Below are 15,612 nucleotides of genomic sequence, written 5' to 3'. Positions count from 1 at the left end.
GGGGCTTACGCAAGTGGAATTGACGATATTCGGAGTCATCGTGTTCGTCACCGGGCTGGCGACGCTCTACGCGTCGTATCGCGGTGTGATTTACGCTATGGCGGCGTTTTCGCTGTTCGGCTGCACGCTTGCGATCAGCCTGGGCGGCATCGGCATATTGCCGGCGCAGTTCTTTCTCGCGTTCTTCGCCCTGAGGGCATTCAATCTCACAGGCGGAAAGGGGCTCGCCGAGGCGGTCAGGCAAGACAAGCCCGGGTTCTGGCTGCTATGCACCTGTTTATGGGGGGTGGCGGGAGCGATCCTGCTGCCGCGTGTGCTGAGCGGGGCGACACTCGTATTTCCGGTCGATCGCAGCAGCCAGTACATCATGTTGCAGCCGCTCGGCCCTGTTTCCGGCAATCTGTCCCAGACGGTCTACTGTATTAGCGATCTGGTGGTGTATTGCTCCATGTTTGCGTTCCTGAGATATCGTGGCGTTTACCGAACGCTCGCAAATGCCATCCTTTTTCTCGCCTCGCTCGACGTGCTAGCCGGGATGATCGACATCGTCACACACGCCGCGGGCATCGATGCGCTCTCGATCATCAAGACGGCGCAGTTCGCCGATTTGACAGGCGAGGAGATGGGCGGACTGGTTCGCATCAGCGGCACATTCAGCGAGACTTCGGGTTTTTCGGCCTTTACACTGCCGCTCTTCGTCTTTTGTCTGAATCTCTGGCTCGTGGGCTATCGTCCGAAGGTCGCCGGTCCGCTTGCGATCACGACGGCGATTCTCCTGCTGTTGTCGACTTCGGGTACGGCGTATGTCGGGTTAGGTGCGTATCAGTTAGTACTGCTGGTGAGCCGGCCTGGTCTTATCTCACGTGGGGCGAAAGTACGCAAACAGCGCATGTGGGTTATGTCGGCATGTGCTGGCTTGCTGGGCGTGCTCTACGTGATCCTTTTTCTGCCCGGGGTGGTGAAAGTGCTCGGGGATTTCGTCGACGCCGCGATCCTGAGCAAGGCGGGTAGTGACTCCGGCGTCGAACGAATGGGGTGGAATGCCCAAGGTATTACGAATTTCTTCGATACTTACGGAATAGGCGTTGGACTGGGCAGTATTCGCGCGTCGAGTTTTCTGGTCGTGCTGGTGGGAAGCCTTGGTGTCGTCGGAGTGGTGTGCTACGGGACGTTCCTTGGGAAGTCACTGCTGTTGCCGGTGCCTGCCCATTACCCGTTCTCGGAACGGGCCGTCTGTTATGCGGCGCGGCACGCCATGATCGCTACGTTGATCGTGGCGTCGGCTTCGCTTAGCGTGTTCGAGCTAGGTACTTGTTTCTATATATTTGCGGCCGCAGCAGGCGCGCTCTCGGCGCGTGTGCCGCGACGTGTGCCCGCGCGCGCCGCATGGGCTGTCAGGGGGGCTCATGAATAAAGTTCACGCGTCGTTTTCAAAATTCGAATTACTGGCGGTTTATTTCTCTTACGTGGTGCGCTACATCTATCCACTCATCCTGGTTCCTTATTACGGAAGAGTGCTGGGTTCCAGCGGCTACGCCGTGGTGCTAGCGGGGATGTCGCTGTCCAGCACGATCTGGCTGTGCGTCGATTTCGGCTTTTCCACCATCGGGGGACGGGATATCGTCCATACCGAACACATGAGTGAACGCGATTCCATTTTTCGGGATCAGTTCACGGCCCGGCTGCTGCTGTGTGTGCCGGGCTTGATCCTGGGCGCGATTGCGGCTTGCAGGTCGCAAATCATTTCCGGCGTTCCCGGGGTGAGCTTTTTTGTCGTTGTCGGGGGTCTGCTGAACGCTTTCAATCTGGGCTGGTATTTCACCAGCACGGGACGCCCGAGAACGAGTGTGATGATCGAAATGCTGGGGCTCCTCCTTTCGCTTACTCTGCTGTTTTCCTTCATTCGAAAACCGGCTGACATCGACCGCGTTTTCCCGGTGATTTTCGCTTCCAATCTGGCCCAGACCATACTGGCCTATTGGCTTGTTCGAAAGGAATACACCGGAGTGATTGCGTCTGTGCGGGCGGCCATCAATTTGATCAAGCGATCGGCCACGATCTTTATCTACAGTGGGACGGCGGTCCTGGTGCTCGTAGCGTCCACCTATATATTGTCGCTGTTGGCCTCGCCTGCGGAGGTAAGTGCCTTCGGTCTGTCGGAGCGCCTGGTTTCCGCCGGGCTGAGCATCATGGCGCCCGCGAGCCAGATTGTGGCGCCCAAGGTCATGTATCTGGTTACCCGTAATGAGGCGCGAGCTAATCTGATTGCTCGACGGACATTTGCGATCTTTCTCCTCGGAGCGATAGCCGGGGTGATCATCACGAAATCGCTTGCCGATTGGCTCGTACCGCTCCTGTTTGGGGCGGAATTCGCCCACGCGGTGCCCATTCTGAAAATCATGGTGCTCGTGATGCCACTCGCCGTTTGCACGCGGGTATTGGGCATGTATTTCCTGATTCCGCGCAAACTCGAGAAACTGCTTGCCTTGAGCGGTGTAACTGCCGCGCTGGTGAATCTGGCCGCGGCCATTCCCCTTGCCGGCAACTGGGGCGCGACAGGCATGGTGTTGGCGCGTTTGCTGGCGGAGGGTTCCTTGCTGCTTATGCTGGTCGTCGGCACCTGGCGAGCCGGACTGATCCGCGATATTTTTGGAATCGGGGAAGGGGTCTCGTGGCAGGCGAGATTCAGCAGATGGCTCGAGTAACGGCGGCTACGGTGCGCAAGACCTCCTGCAATGATCGACGAGGCGCCTGATGGATTCGAGCGTCAGTTCACGAATAACCAAGGTGACGCAAATGAGCCAGCCTTCCTTAAACGAAGAACCGCGAATCTGCCTGATCTTCGCCACGCGTGGCCGCGCGGAGATTCTTAAACACGTTGTCGCCTTCGTCGATCTGCAAACGGTAAGGCCCGATCTGATTATCGTGTCGTGCGTAACCGACGAGGACGTTGGCGATCTGGCGGTCCAGCCCGGATTGGTCGTGCTTAAAGGGAAGCCTGGGCTCACCGCGCAACGCAATCATGCCTTGAACCACGTGCCCGACGACGTCGACGTCGTGATTTTCCTGGACGACGACTTTCTGATGCATGGCGCGTGGATTTCGGAAGTGTTGAAAGCGCTGGACAGGGATCCCGCCATTGCCTGTGTTACCGGGACAGTCATCGCCGACGGCATCCATGGGCCGGGTTACTCCTTTGAGGAGGGGCGAACCATGGTGACCAGGATCGGCGAACTTCCGGAAGCCCTGGTCGTGACGCCGACAGGCGGTCCCTACGGATGCAATATGGCGTTCCGGGCCAGCAGCATCGCTGGCCTTCGCTTTGACGAGCGCCTCGTCCTTTATGGCTGGCAGGAGGATCGCGACTTCGGAGGACAGATCTGGAATCGCGGTGGGCTGGTCGTCCGAATCAATACGGCGCTTGGCGTGCACCTGGGCATCAAGCGCGGCCGGGTGTCCGGATGCAAACTCGGCTATTCGCAGGTTATCAATCCGCTCTACCTGGTGAAAAAGAAAACAATGCCTTTGCGTCCCGCACTCGATCACGTCGTGCGCAACGTCGCGAGCAATATTGTTCGAAGCGTTGCGCCGGAGCCGTGGATCGACCGGCGCGGACGTCTAATAGGCAATTTGATCGGCTTATGGGACTTTTTGCGAGGAAGGCTGACGCCTGAGCGACCCGAGACTCTATAGAAACTGCCGGGCGACTGCGATGAACAAACATTCCCATTTGGCGGTGCCCGATTGCCTGCGCGGCGTTGCAGCCATATCGGTCCTGCTCTTTCATCTCAATCACTGGCTTGGGATTCCCTGGTTGGCGCCCAACGCGGGCATTGCTGTCGACTTCTTTTTCGGTCTCTCGGGTTACGTCCTGTGTGTGGCCTACCGCGGCCGATTCGAAAGAGGGATGGGCGGCGCGCTCTTCGCGCGTATCAGACTCATCCGGCTGATGCCGATGATAGGCATCGGAACCCTGTTGAGTGCATCGTATCTGGCGGCGAGGCTGGTTCTGCTTCATGACGCCGACATTCATCCGGGTTGGCTTGCGGCCGCCACGCTCTTCGGTCTTTCGTGTATCCCGACGTTTGGTGCTCCCCACGCAATTGGCGGGCCGCAGGTGTTCCCGCTTAACGGCCCCGAATACACGCTATTTCTCGAACTCGTCGTCAATCTCTTCTGGATGCTCACGCGCCGGTTCGACGCAATGAAGTTCGCACTCGTCGTGGCGTTCACCGGCTATGCGCTTACCGCGGTGTTCGGAATGGGAGGTGACACGCCGCAGACTTTCCTCTCCGGCTTCCCGCGCGTATTTGGCGCCTACTATCTGGGCGTCCTGCTTTATCACACGGATGTGAAGTTCGGGTTGCTCTCGTTGAAGATCTGGAAATCACTTTTCCTGCCGGCATCCGTCGCGACCCTCGTGATCATGGGATGGAATGGTCAGGTCCCTTTCTTCGTACAGTGGCTGTGGGCTGCCGCGGTGATGCCGTTGCTGATCCTCGGCGGGTCCTCGTTTGCGCTAGCGGGGCCGGTGCGGACCGCCGCACTCGTATTGGGCGAACTGTCCTATCCGGTGTACGCGTTGCATTACCCGCTATTTGTCTGGCTCAATGGAATTTATCAGGAGTTGATGCACCGGAAGGATCCGCTTCTCGAGGCCGCCCTGTTCGTCCCGCTGATCCTGCTGGGCAGCTACCTCATCATGCGTTTCGTCGATACGCCCCTGCGAGCTTTTTTCGTCTCCCGGTTTGGCCGCTCCGCAGTCAAACCGATTCTCGAGAGTACGGCGGCTGATACCCCTATATGAGCCGATGTGCAGGAATTACCTGTTGCAAGATCGAGGCGGGGCAGGGGGTGTGAATTGGCTTCGACATCATATGATCGCCGGCGCGGGCCTGCGCAGCGAGCGTGCGGTAGCCAGCAGTGCCGCGCTCGCTGTGCCGATAGCATACCGGCTGGAGGTGCGTTGCCGCGCGTAACGCCGGCAGCGGCCTCGCTGAAGGACTCGCGGCGGCCGTTCTAGCAATAGTCCGACGGGCCAGCGGGACTTCATGTGAGAAAGACTGACGCTTGCGTGCACGGGAATGGTATGAAAAGGATCGCGTCGAAAACGATAGCGTTCAACGGCAAGTTCTTCGGGGCAGGGCCGACGGGCGTACACAAAGTGGCCGAGGAGCTCATCGCAGCGACCGACGCCTTGATCGCCGGGCAAGCCGCAAATGGCATGGATTACGCTGTCGTCGCCAGAGATGGCGTGCAGGTGCCGGCCTATCGCCATATTTCCTGCGTTCGCGAGAGCCCGTGGGCCCGCAGGATGCACAAGATCGCGTGGGAACAGTTTTATCTACCCTTAGCGAGCAGAAAGGGTTTCATTCTGAATCTCTGCAATCTCGGACCGCTGCTTCATCGCAATTCGGCGACGCTGATACACGATGCTCAAGTCTATTCCGCGCCCGAATCGTACTCCCTGTCTTTTCGGCTCTGGTACAAATTTCTGTTCTTTTTTATCGGGAAGCGGCACAAGATCATCTTCACCGTTTCTGAGTATTCCAAAAGAGAACTCGTGCACTATGGCGTTGCGCGCGCCGACAAGATTGTTGTCGTGCACAACGGCTGCGATCACGTCTTGCAAATCCGACCGGACGATAGGCGAATTGCGGTGTTGGGCCTCGATCCGAAGCGCTATGTTGTTGCGCTCGCGAACACCCAGAAGCACAAGAACATTGGCGTACTGCTCAAGGCTTTCGCGGGCGAACAGCTGAGACACGTCCCTCTCGTGCTGTTCGGCGGCGCGACGCGAGCTGATTTCGAGAGTCTCGGACATGACGTGCCGCCCAACGTTCGATTTACGGGGCGGATTACCGATGCGGAGCTCGTCGGACTGTTGACTAGTGCCGGCGCGCTCGCATTTCCCTCGCTAACCGAAGGGTTTGGCTTGCCGCCGCTGGAAGCGATGGCGCTCGGCTGTCCCGTAGTGGCCGCACCTTTCGGCGCGCTTCCGGAAGTTTGCGGAAACGCTGCGCTTTATGCCGACCCTCATAGCCCAGATGCGTGGCGAATGAATATTCTCTCTGTGCTCGACGACGAAGCAGTCCGGCAATCCTTGGTATCCGCCGGGCGCCGCCAGGCGGGCGGTTTCACGTGGAAGCGCGCGGCGTGCGACTTGTTCGAGACAGTGAAAGCCGTGACCGGCTGATTTCACGAAAGAAAGCGATTTGGGGGGCAAGCAATGTCTATAGATGTCGACTTCTCATTGGCGCTCAATGATCGAACCGGCAAACTATTTCTGGGCAGAGATATTATCTCGACGCTTGGCAGCAGGGTCGCGAGTATCCACTATGGACGATTCCACGAATTTCCAAGAAATGATCTGATGCGCCGTATCGCGGGCAGGCTGACCCACGAGGAAACCATTGCAAGGGTAAATAGCTCGCCGTTGGTTTCACTTTTGCCGGTCATCCGCGATCCACGTCCTACACTACATCTCGATCCGTTAAGCGTCGTTCGCCATCGTCTGGAAGCGCAGGACGTCGTGCTTTGCCACGATGTGGGGCCGATCACGCACCCCCAATATTTCGCGCCGGGTGTGGAGGATTTATACCTTCGGGCTTATGACCAGATCCGCAAGGTGAAGCCTCACATGGTATTTGTCAGCAAGACCTCTCAGAAGGAATTTCACGAGCTGTATGGTGATGACTTTGCCTCGTCGACCGTCATCTATATTCCAACCCGTTTGGGAGTCAAGGAGGGGGAAGGGCGTCCGGTGAAGGGCGTTTCGCCCCGTTTTCTTTTGACAGTGGGGAGTATCGGAAACCGTAAGAATCAGGCCCGTTGTATCGAGGCGTTCTCGGCAAGCGGGCTTGTGGAGAAGGGGTGGCAGTATGTCATTGTCGGCGGGCGCGAGCCTGGTGCCGAGGTCGCTATTGAACTCGCGAGGCAATCTGCCGGTGTCGTGATGCCGGGATATACGCAGGATGACGAACTTCGTTGGCTCTACCGCAACGCATCCGGCTTTGTGCTGATGAGTCTGCTGGAGGGGTTCGGAATGCCAGTGATAGAGGCGATCGAGTATGACTTGCCGTGTCTGGTTTCCCGCGCGAGTATCCTCACGGAAGTGGGGGGAGACGCAATGCTGTGCGCTGATCCGCTAGCCCGGGAATCCATCGCGTATGGTATGCGTTTGCTAGCCGAACTGTCTGGCGAGGAGCGTAGTCGGCGAATTTCCCAAGCGCGCGCGCATCTCCGCACTTTTGCGCGCGAGCCCATACTCGCTAGCTGGAGAGAACTGGTGGAGCGAATCGGCTGAGTCGGTGGTTCGTGCTCGGTAAGGCGCGGGGCGCAAGGCTGCGGCCCGCTTTCAGCGGGCCTGCTACGGCCAAAGATCTATTTGCCGACATGGGAAAACGTGTAAAGCCAGGCCGTCGTTCCCTTTAGCGGTACCCAGCCAGGATCGGACGGCGTTTTCGGCATCGAAAGCGACACGACTGCTCGCGCTCCGCTTCGAGAAAACGCGTTCATCACCTGCTCACGCTGTTGCGGCGTAAGTTGCATCCAAAACATTTCACTGTAATCCGGCCAGAGGGCTTCGTCCTTACGATCGAAGCGATTACGGTCTTCCGGTTCGATACGGTACGGTAGAGCGCCGAACTCGGCGACGATGCGCAGGCGCGAAACATAGGCCCAACTGACCCTGACGGCAGGAGCGCTGTCCCGGATGACGGCCACTGCGTCGCCCGGTTGTAGCCCTGAGGCCGCCAGCGCGTTCGCAATCTGCCATCGCGGGTCGTCGTGAAAGTCCGCACGGCGAAACGCCGCATTGAACGAAGGCCCATCGGTCAGCACAAGTTCGCCGAGGGCGCCCGCACCATAGATGATGACGAGAGCGGTAGTGAGCTGGCGACGCGAAGGTAGCTTCAGGTCCATTAACGGCGCACAGGACAGAAGCGCCATGACCATCACAAACGCACTGAGATAGCGGTCTTCGACGTGAACGAGAAAATATGTGCCAAAGCCTGCGACAGCCGGCAACAGCAATGGCCACATTCGGGTCATTGCATTGAGGAGTGACGCTCGCCACGACCGCCTTGCGAGGCAGAGCGCGAAAGCCGCGACCACGGCAAGTACGCTCGGATGTTGCCGGAGTATCTGCTGCAAGCTCCACAGCGATCGGCCCATCGCGATGACTTCCAGCTTCAGACTGAAGAATGATCGAAAGCCCTGGTACCAGTATGCGATGTCGTTATAGGGAGGGTAAGTCGTATGGAAAGGTGTTGCAAAGCCGAAAGCTGGCAGGCCCGCTACGAGTTGACTGGTCGGGTGGATCGGCCGGCCGAACTGCTCTGGTCCACCTTGCCAATTAGTCAGATGAGGCAGCTCGTTGACATGCCACGGGACATTCAAGGCACCGGAGGCGCCAAGCGTAAATTCGCCATAGGACCAGGAGATCCCTGCGATATAGGTGGCAAAGAAAAGACCGAAAACGCCCGCAACCACACCGAAGGGTCGCCACAGGCGGCCTCGCGCGCAGCAATAGACAAGGAGCGTGAAAAGAAACAGACAAGCGAACGGAGTGAATACGCCCTTTACCCAGACACCGATACCAAGAACCAGACCGAGCAAGGACGCTGACAAAAGGTCTCCACGACGGATCAGCGCGAGAAGTAGACTCGAACCAAGAAGGAAACCTGTGGTTACGAGCATGTCCGGACACACGGCCGAAACAGTGTCGAGCCCGAGGCAGGCACCTAGAAAAATGCAAACTCCGATCCAGATCGTAAAGGGATGCTGGATCAGCGCAAGCGAACCAGGCCAATACAGCGCGAGGGCATTGCGGATCAGACCACGCCAGGACGCGTAAGCGATCAGGTAGATGAGCCAGTTTGCGACCGTGATCGCATACCATTCCCCCTCCGGAGTCGGCGCGGCCAACGCCCGCGCTCCGGCAACTACGGCGGGATAGCCGGGGTTCCAGAAAGGGTTGAAGATCTCTCGCCAGTCGACGTGCGTGACGGCCCAGCTGACATTGAGATAGGAGATCCAGTCGCCGTAATACTGCGTCCGACCGTAAATTCCTTCTACGATCCCGAGTATGCCAATGACGATCCAGGAAAGGACGAGATGAACATTCCCCGGCGGCCATTTTATTGTCATGAAAGCACCTCCGCGCTCGCGGCCAGAAGATCAATAGACGAGGGAGCTAACGGCCCTGCGGTCCGAACTGCAAAATGAGCCCTTAACGCCAAATATCCGTCGAGGTATCGTTCCTCGTTCGACGTCGTTCCGGCCATTACTTGAAGGGTCCGGACGGCTTGCGTGCGTCCGTGTAGCTACGCGACGAATGTATCTGGTGAACGCCCAATCCCTCTGTGCGTTGGACAACGCCGTTTTCGATCGAGTGACGATGCAATGGTTGGGCAGTGTTCAGGAAGAGGGTGCGTCGTCGTGCGCCGGGATCTTGCTGAACGGGGTGGTTTTAGACGCACTGCGGGACGTACCGGAAAAGCGGCCCGCTTCATTGAACGTCCACGCCGAGTTGAACAGATAGGTCATGCCTAGAACGAGGGCGGTCGTTAGCATCTGCGCGATCAGATAGTTCACCCCAAGAATCGTTGCGAAGAACTTCATGCACACGCCATTTGCCATTACGCCGAGCAAGGCGATGACGGCGAACTTCGGTGCGGTCGACAGGGGGTTGGTGTTGCTTCTGAACGTGATCCGGCGGTTGAGGCTGTAATTGACGACTGCGCCGACGGCCGCCCCGGCCATCGAACTGATGGCTGGCGAAGCGCAACCGGAGCGAACCATCGCAATCAGGATCGCGTACTGCGCACCCGTCCCGATTGCGCCGACGCCAGCATAGAGCGCAAACCTTCTCGCCATGCGCAGATCAAGCATCGTTGGCGCCTGCAGATTGATACCGGCTGCGGATCAGATAGACCGGTCGCTTCTTCGATTCGTAGTAGATGCGGCCGATATATTCCCCAAGTACGCCTATTCCGATCAATTGAACGCCGCCGAGCAAGAGCACGGCCGAGATCAGTGAGGCGTAGCCTGGTACAGCGACCCCTTGAATCAGGGTCCGCACGATAAGGAATGACGCATATAGAATGGCGCCAAACGCCACGAAGCTTCCGACGTAAGTCCATACACGAAGCGGCAGCGTGCTGAAACTGGTAAAGCCTTCCAGAGCGAAGTTCCAGAGTTTCCAGCCCGAAAATTTCGACCTGCCGGCAACGCGAGGCTCGCGTACGTATTCAACAACTGCAGTCCGGTAACCTACCCAGGCGAACAGGCCCTTCATGAAGCGGCGTGTTTCGGGGAGTAGTTTGAGCGCGTCCACGACCTCCCTTGTAATCAAGCGAAAATCACCCACGTTTTCCGGGATCTTCGTGTCGCACACCGCATTGTGGATCCGGTAAAAGATGGCCGCGGTCTGACGCTTCAGGAAGGAGTCAGTGAGTCGGTTGACGCGTTTGGCGACGACCACATCGTAGCCTTCGCGCCATTTCTCTACCAACGAAGGAATGATTTTAGGCGGGTCCTGCAGGTCGGCGTCGAAAGGGATCACGATGGTGCCGCGCGCCTCGTCAAGGCCTGCCGAAAGCGCTGCTTCCTTGCCGAAATTGCGCGTCAGGTCGATGACACGGATGCGAGCATCTTCCTGCGACATGCCGACTAGCAAGCGCAGTGTCTCGTCGCGGCTGCCGTCGTTGACGCAGACGATTTCGAACTGCGTTCCGTCGATCGCTTCGAGCACGGGAATGACCGCGCTAAAGAACGCCCCGATCATCTCCTCTTCGTTATAGAACGGCACGACGAGCGACAGCAGGCAGGGTTCGCCAGCCGAGGGGGCCTGCGCTAGCGCAGGACTGGACCGGGCAGTCGTCTCACGCGCGCCTGCCGGCGAGCTTGGCGCTTCCCTCAGAAGCGTTTCCGGAACCAGAAAGTGAGGGCGGCCGACGTAGTCCATGGTTACCTCGCGCAGATGCCGCGGTTATCCGACTGGCGTAACGATTTAATCGCGAGCATTCAGCGTTTGACCAGCCGCCGAACCGCATTCAGCGGGGACTTCAATCGGGTCACCGGCGAGTGAACGACTTCCGCGAACGTTTTAGGGTGGCGGTGCTCCAGCGTCGAGATGACCTTTCTTTTCAAGCTGTCGCGCAACGGTGAAACGCCGGGCGGCAACGGCTTCAGCCCCATCATGCGCAGAACGTAATTGGCCTGATAAACCCGCGCACGTCGCTCGAGCGACCTCATGCAGTAATTGATGCTGATACTCACCGAAACGTTGTCGTCATTCCTAACCCAATGCGGCGCCAATGAGGGGTGATGCACCACTTCGCCAGGGTTGAGCCGGAAGACGGTGCCGCGACTCTGCAGTTGACGACGATACCGCGCGGCCTCGAAGTTGCCGGCGTAGTACCGCTCCACCTCCTGGTCGGGCACCAGCTCGCGATCGGTAGCCGGGAAAAGACAGACGTCCTTTGAACCCTGCAACTGAAAAAGGAAGTTGGTTTCGTGATCGATATGGAAGGGCGTCGAGATCTTTGGCGAGGAGACCAACAGTGTCATCGTCACCAGGGTGATGTCGCTGCGCAGCGGGTAATCGGACAGCTCCTCGAGCTCGGCTGTAATCGAGTCGAGGATATGGGCGTAGTCCGCGTCGTAAAGGTGTGCCTGAGTCAGCTTGATCCAGGAGTCGTTTTCGTGAACGCTCGCAAACGCCTCTTTCAGCCGCGTGCTATGCGGCATGGCGCTGAATCGGGATTCCAGCGAACTATTCTTGAAGTTGATCGCACGGACGTTCCCATTCTTTTCAAGCATCCGCTGCGCGAGCTCGGCGATCCTGGGAATCTCGAACAAGCCGCTTTCATGCAACAGATGATTGAATTTGAACGGATGCAGATTGAAGTTGCTTTTGAATTCCTGATTGCAAGCGTGCAGGATTTTTCCGTCTGAGGTCAGGTGGGGTGGTGCTTCGGCCAACACTGCACCATTGCTAGTCACAGACATGGCACACCTTTGCAGGTTAGAGGGTAGTGCTTGCAGGCTACTATCGTGCTTATCGACCAGATGTGCGCTGACGAACATCCAGGTACGTTTGGGCGTTTACCCGGAATGAACGGTATCTTTGACCGGTTCACGGCCAGTCGCCGGGGTGGTATCGGAGGCTCTGAAGCTTGGCCTGAGGAAGTCGATCACTTCGGCATCCGTGATCGGAGTGATGTGCAGCCCGAATGCGGCGTTCAGCGAAACGACAAGGTGCTGCGTCCAAAGCGTATTCCAGACTACGCCCGCATGCGTGTCCGCGAGGACTGCATTGTGCGGGTCATCGCCGGAGGTATTGGTAATGGCCCAGCCAGGCCCTAGATGCACCGTCTTGTAGTTCGGGCGGCCGTGATCGTCACGGTGGCCCCACAGGCTTCTGAACCACGCACCATCTTCCATAACGTAGACATGGCGGTCCGCCGCGGCGAGCGCGCGCAAGCCGTTGTTGAAGCGATCAATGCCAGCATCGATATTGGCGATCTCTTTCGCAGATTGCCAGCTGTCGAACTCGCCCGACCAGTCTGCGTTGCTGCCTGCAGCCGAGAGTACGATGTAAGTGTCCGGGTGAGATTTGCGGATCAGCGCCACGGCCTGGTCGACTGCCTGGATGCAGGCGTTGATCGCGGCCATTGGGCGCGGCGCGGCCGGATCGCGGGACAACTGGTCAAGAAACTCGTGGCTGCCGAGATCGTTTGCACTGGTCCGGATGAATACGATACCGCCCCGCCAGGCTTGGGGTTCGGTGTCCATCAAATCGACGAGACGAATCGCCTGGCGCTGCGAGTGCCCCATGAGTTCGTCGCACGTCGCACCGCTAATCGCGAAGTTGTAGCGGTAATCCTCCTTCGCGGGCGTGCGCGCGAGGGCGCCGAAGGCTTCACCAAGAACGGCGCGATACTTCCCGGTTCCCCAAACGCCCCATTTTCCCTGGTCGATCTGGTCTCCCCGCAACTGGTCGAGAACCTCGGTCCACTGCCAGGTGGTCGCGCGCCAGTGGCCCCCTCGCGCGCGAGGATCGCCCAACATGAGTGTGTCGTGGTACGACTGGCTGTCGGAGTCTCCGAGCACTGCGAATCGTATCCTTGCAGATGGTAGTTCCGTCGCAGTTGCCACCGCGACTGGCGCACGGCGAAACAGGCCTGGGACAGCCAGTCTCACGAAAAGGCCGGTGACGGACAGTGCGCCGAAAAGTGCGACCAGCAAAACTCTACGCGAACGAGACATAGGCGGCCCTGGCGTGACGCTTCGAGATCATGACTCTTCAAGGGCGCTTTCTTGTCTGTGATGCGTAGTTTCGACGAAGCGCTCAAGCAGTTGCTTGCCCATGACCGCCGCGCCGGCCGCGCGGAACATCTGGTTGTGCATGCCGGGAACCTCGGTGACGACCAGTTTGCCGCTGACCACTTCGCCCCAGCCCATGTCGTGCGCAAACAGGCGGCCCTTGAGCACCTGCCCGCTGCGGAAGATCTGGACATTGCCGTCGTAGGACTTCGGACGATATCGGACCTGCTGCTCGCGCAGATAGCCGATATTGCGGCCATACCAGAGGTTGTCGTCGATCATGTTGTTCGCGCTATCGTTCTTCAGGAAACCGAACTTTACGGCGAGCTGTGTGAGACGAAGCCAGCGCACGGTCCGAAACTGCTGGAGGAACGCAATCATGGACATCTCGCCACGTCTCGCGAGGCGGAAGTCGCGCGGGATGTCGTCCATGCGCACCTGCAGCTTGCGCAACAGGCGATCGTACCAGGGCATCGTCTCCCGATACCCCGGGCACCAGGAGTCGGTGAGGACGACGAGCTCCACTGTTTCGCCCTCGCGGCGCAACTGGTGGGCCGCCTCCAGCGCCATCGCGCCGAGCACGCAGTAACCCATGAGGATGTACGGGCCTTTTGGCTGGATCAGTCTGATGAGTCGCACGGCATCCGCGGCGAGATCCTCGAAAGCGCGCAACGGAAAGTTGGGCTGAGGCGTCTTCGGCACCATCGGAACATCGACGATGGGCCGCTCCTCGCCGACCTGTTTGGCCAGCTCATAGAGGACCGCGATGTTGTTGAGCACGATGATGGGCGTTTGCGAACCCTCGTCGTTGAAGCGCACGATATTGTGCGCTTTCGCCTCCAGCTCGGCCCGGCTCATAAAACCACTGACGCCGACGCCCCCCGCGACTTGAGCCGTGTCGTTACCGGCGGCAGCTTGCTCCAGCGCTCGCTGCGGCGCGACTTCGGCGGTTTCGAGCACCTCGCGCCAATTCGCCAGATACCGGTCGATCGTCTCGATGTCGTAGAGGTCCGTGTCGCCTTCACAGGAGATGCGCCAGCCTTCCGGGCGTCGCACCATGAAGAAGTTGAGATCGTAGAGCGCGCCCGCGTTGAAGGAGGGCGAAGTCGTCGCGGCGAAATCCTGGCGGCGCACCTCGTCGCCCATGCCGACGAAGCTTTGCTGCAGAGCGAAGTTGACCGAGCATAGCGGCGGCCGGTTCATAACCGACACTTCGCCGGCCATTTCCATCATCTCTTCGAACGGCAGGTGCAGATGCTCGATGGCGTCGCTGAGCTTGGCGCCGCACTGTGCGGTGACATCGGCAAGCGTGCTGCCCTGGGTCACATCGAGGCGCAGGATCACCGTGTTGATGAGCGGCCCGATTACGCCTTCGAGTTCTTGCTGATCGCGCACGGACATCTGCGTGCCCATGGCGACCTTGGGCTGCCCAGTCGTCTTCTGGAGCGACATCGCGAGGCCCGCGGCCGCCACGCTGAAGAGCGTCACGCCTTGCGCCTTGGCGGCAGCGATTAGACGCTCGCTCATCTCGCCGGGCAACAGAATTGAGCGAATGACGCCCTGGAAGCGCCGCTCCGGTGGCCGGGGGCGGTCGCCCTTCACGTCGAAGCGGCTGAACCCTTTAAGCTCCTGGCGCCAATGGACGCGAGCGCGATCGATTGCGCCGCTGGCCAGGAACTCGCCCTTCCATAGCGCGTAATCGCCATGGTGCAGGTCGACGTCGGCGTAATCGGGATCGTGGCCCGCGTGAAGCGCCGCGAGTCCTTCCACGAGTTCGCGCACGAGGATCGCGAAGGACCAGCCGTCCATCACGAGCGAATGGAAGGTCAGCTGCAACTCGCCTTGCGTGGCCGACCGTGGCAACCACACAGCCCGGAAGAAGGACGCGGACGACAACTCGAAAGGCGTACGTGCCTGCTCTTGACCCACGCGCTGGGCCTCGGCCAGCGCGGCCTGTTCGTCCAGACCGCGGAGATCCACCACCTCGAGCCGGAAGGGAGCGCGGCTCCAGACCTGCTGGCGCAGCCCCGCGCCGGTCATCAGGAAGCCGGTGCGCAAGATCTCGTGCCGCGCGACCAGTTCGCCGAGCACCTGTTCGATGCTCGCGGCAGTGAGCGGCCCCGACAATTGCAGCCGGAAGGCGATGTTGAGCGCGGAGGCCTTCGGCGACGCCTTCTGCTCGTGCCAGTAGCGTACCTGGCAGGCGGTCGCCGGGAACAGGGCGTGGCCCGCCTCGACCTCCTGCACAGGCGCGATATTCAAGGCTATCGAGTTCATCGA

The 15,612-nt window shown here is 59.3% G+C and carries 12 protein-coding genes; 6 read left to right on the top strand and 6 right to left on the bottom strand.

Features of this window, described 5'->3' with window-relative positions; all coding sequences use genetic code 11:
• Window positions 1-13 precede the first annotated feature (13 nt).
• From M3I53_RS24340 to M3I53_RS24315, 6 genes are all read left to right on the top strand, one after another.
• Entirely contained in the window at window positions 14-1,414 is a 1,401-nt protein-coding gene (locus M3I53_RS24340; protein ID WP_254318402.1) for a hypothetical protein, read from the top strand.
• A complete protein-coding gene (locus M3I53_RS24335) occupies window positions 1,407-2,705 on the top strand; it encodes a lipopolysaccharide biosynthesis protein (protein WP_254318401.1) in 1,299 nt (432 codons plus the stop codon). The genes M3I53_RS24340 and M3I53_RS24335 overlap by 8 nt, the downstream gene beginning before the upstream one ends.
• Window positions 2,706-2,754: 49 nt before the next feature.
• Window positions 2,755-3,693: a glycosyltransferase family 2 protein gene (locus tag M3I53_RS24330; RefSeq protein ID WP_254318400.1), complete on the top strand. Its 939-nt coding sequence runs from the start codon at window positions 2,755-2,757 to the stop codon at window positions 3,691-3,693.
• A gap of 19 nt (window positions 3,694-3,712) precedes the next feature.
• Window positions 3,713-4,807: an acyltransferase gene (locus tag M3I53_RS24325; protein WP_254318399.1), complete on the top strand. Its 1,095-nt coding sequence runs from the start codon at window positions 3,713-3,715 to the stop codon at window positions 4,805-4,807.
• Between the two features lie 282 nt (window positions 4,808-5,089).
• A complete protein-coding gene (locus M3I53_RS24320; protein ID WP_254318398.1) occupies window positions 5,090-6,196 on the top strand; it encodes a glycosyltransferase family 1 protein in 1,107 nt (368 codons plus the stop codon).
• Window positions 6,197-6,229: 33 nt separating this feature from the next.
• On the top strand, window positions 6,230-7,306 hold the full coding sequence (locus tag M3I53_RS24315) for a glycosyltransferase (protein ID WP_254318397.1): 1,077 nt from the start codon (window positions 6,230-6,232) through the stop codon (window positions 7,304-7,306).
• A gap of 77 nt (window positions 7,307-7,383) precedes the next feature.
• Here the strand turns inward: M3I53_RS24315 and M3I53_RS24310 are convergent, their stop codons facing one another.
• The 6 genes from M3I53_RS24310 to M3I53_RS24285 form a co-directional block, all read right to left on the bottom strand.
• Complete coding sequence (locus M3I53_RS24310) at window positions 7,384-9,150, bottom strand: hypothetical protein (protein WP_254318396.1); 1,767 nt, start codon at window positions 9,148-9,150, stop codon at window positions 7,384-7,386.
• 270 nt (window positions 9,151-9,420) lie between these two features.
• Window positions 9,421-9,894 carry a GtrA family protein gene (locus M3I53_RS24305; RefSeq protein WP_254318395.1) on the bottom strand — a complete coding sequence of 158 codons (474 nt, stop codon included), beginning with the start codon at window positions 9,892-9,894 and terminating at the stop codon, window positions 9,421-9,423.
• Window positions 9,887-10,969 carry a glycosyltransferase family 2 protein gene (locus M3I53_RS24300; RefSeq protein WP_302057823.1) on the bottom strand — a complete coding sequence of 361 codons (1,083 nt, stop codon included), beginning with the start codon at window positions 10,967-10,969 and terminating at the stop codon, window positions 9,887-9,889. The genes M3I53_RS24305 and M3I53_RS24300 overlap by 8 nt, the downstream gene beginning before the upstream one ends.
• A gap of 59 nt (window positions 10,970-11,028) precedes the next feature.
• Entirely contained in the window at window positions 11,029-12,015 is a 987-nt protein-coding gene (locus tag M3I53_RS24295) for a cupin-like domain-containing protein (protein WP_254318394.1), read from the bottom strand.
• Between the two features lie 96 nt (window positions 12,016-12,111).
• Window positions 12,112-13,077 (bottom strand): SGNH/GDSL hydrolase family protein, encoded by a 966-nt coding sequence (locus M3I53_RS24290; protein ID WP_254318393.1) that lies wholly within the window; start codon window positions 13,075-13,077, stop codon window positions 12,112-12,114.
• Between the two features lie 225 nt (window positions 13,078-13,302).
• Complete coding sequence (locus tag M3I53_RS24285) at window positions 13,303-15,609, bottom strand: condensation domain-containing protein (protein WP_254318392.1); 2,307 nt, start codon at window positions 15,607-15,609, stop codon at window positions 13,303-13,305.
• Window positions 15,610-15,612 lie beyond the last annotated feature (3 nt).

This window comes from Paraburkholderia sp. CNPSo 3272 (assembly GCF_024206495.1).
Lineage (GTDB): Bacteria > Pseudomonadota > Gammaproteobacteria > Burkholderiales > Burkholderiaceae > Paraburkholderia.
The sequence above is the reverse complement of the archived record's forward strand: the minus strand, read 5'-3'. Positions and strand labels throughout refer to the sequence as shown.

What these genes read in the sequence shown, in the direction of transcription:
- M3I53_RS24335 (WP_254318401.1), top strand. Translation starts at nt 1,407, where the DNA reads ATGAATAAAGTTCACGCGTCGTTTTCAAAATTCGAATTACTGGCGGTT.
- M3I53_RS24310 (WP_254318396.1), bottom strand. Translation starts at nt 9,150, where the DNA reads ATGACAATAAAATGGCCGCCGGGGAATGTTCATCTCGTCCTTTCCTGG.
- M3I53_RS24295 (WP_254318394.1), bottom strand. Translation starts at nt 12,015, where the DNA reads ATGTCTGTGACTAGCAATGGTGCAGTGTTGGCCGAAGCACCACCCCAC.
- M3I53_RS24330 (WP_254318400.1), top strand. Translation starts at nt 2,755, where the DNA reads ATGGATTCGAGCGTCAGTTCACGAATAACCAAGGTGACGCAAATGAGC.
- M3I53_RS24300 (WP_302057823.1), bottom strand. Translation starts at nt 10,969, where the DNA reads ATGGACTACGTCGGCCGCCCTCACTTTCTGGTTCCGGAAACGCTTCTG.
- M3I53_RS24305 (WP_254318395.1), bottom strand. Translation starts at nt 9,894, where the DNA reads ATGCTTGATCTGCGCATGGCGAGAAGGTTTGCGCTCTATGCTGGCGTC.
- M3I53_RS24320 (WP_254318398.1), top strand. Translation starts at nt 5,090, where the DNA reads ATGAAAAGGATCGCGTCGAAAACGATAGCGTTCAACGGCAAGTTCTTC.
- M3I53_RS24325 (WP_254318399.1), top strand. Translation starts at nt 3,713, where the DNA reads ATGAACAAACATTCCCATTTGGCGGTGCCCGATTGCCTGCGCGGCGTT.
- M3I53_RS24285 (WP_254318392.1), bottom strand. Translation starts at nt 15,609, where the DNA reads ATGAACTCGATAGCCTTGAATATCGCGCCTGTGCAGGAGGTCGAGGCG.
- M3I53_RS24315 (WP_254318397.1), top strand. Translation starts at nt 6,230, where the DNA reads ATGTCTATAGATGTCGACTTCTCATTGGCGCTCAATGATCGAACCGGC.
- M3I53_RS24290 (WP_254318393.1), bottom strand. Translation starts at nt 13,077, where the DNA reads ATGTTGGGCGATCCTCGCGCGCGAGGGGGCCACTGGCGCGCGACCACC.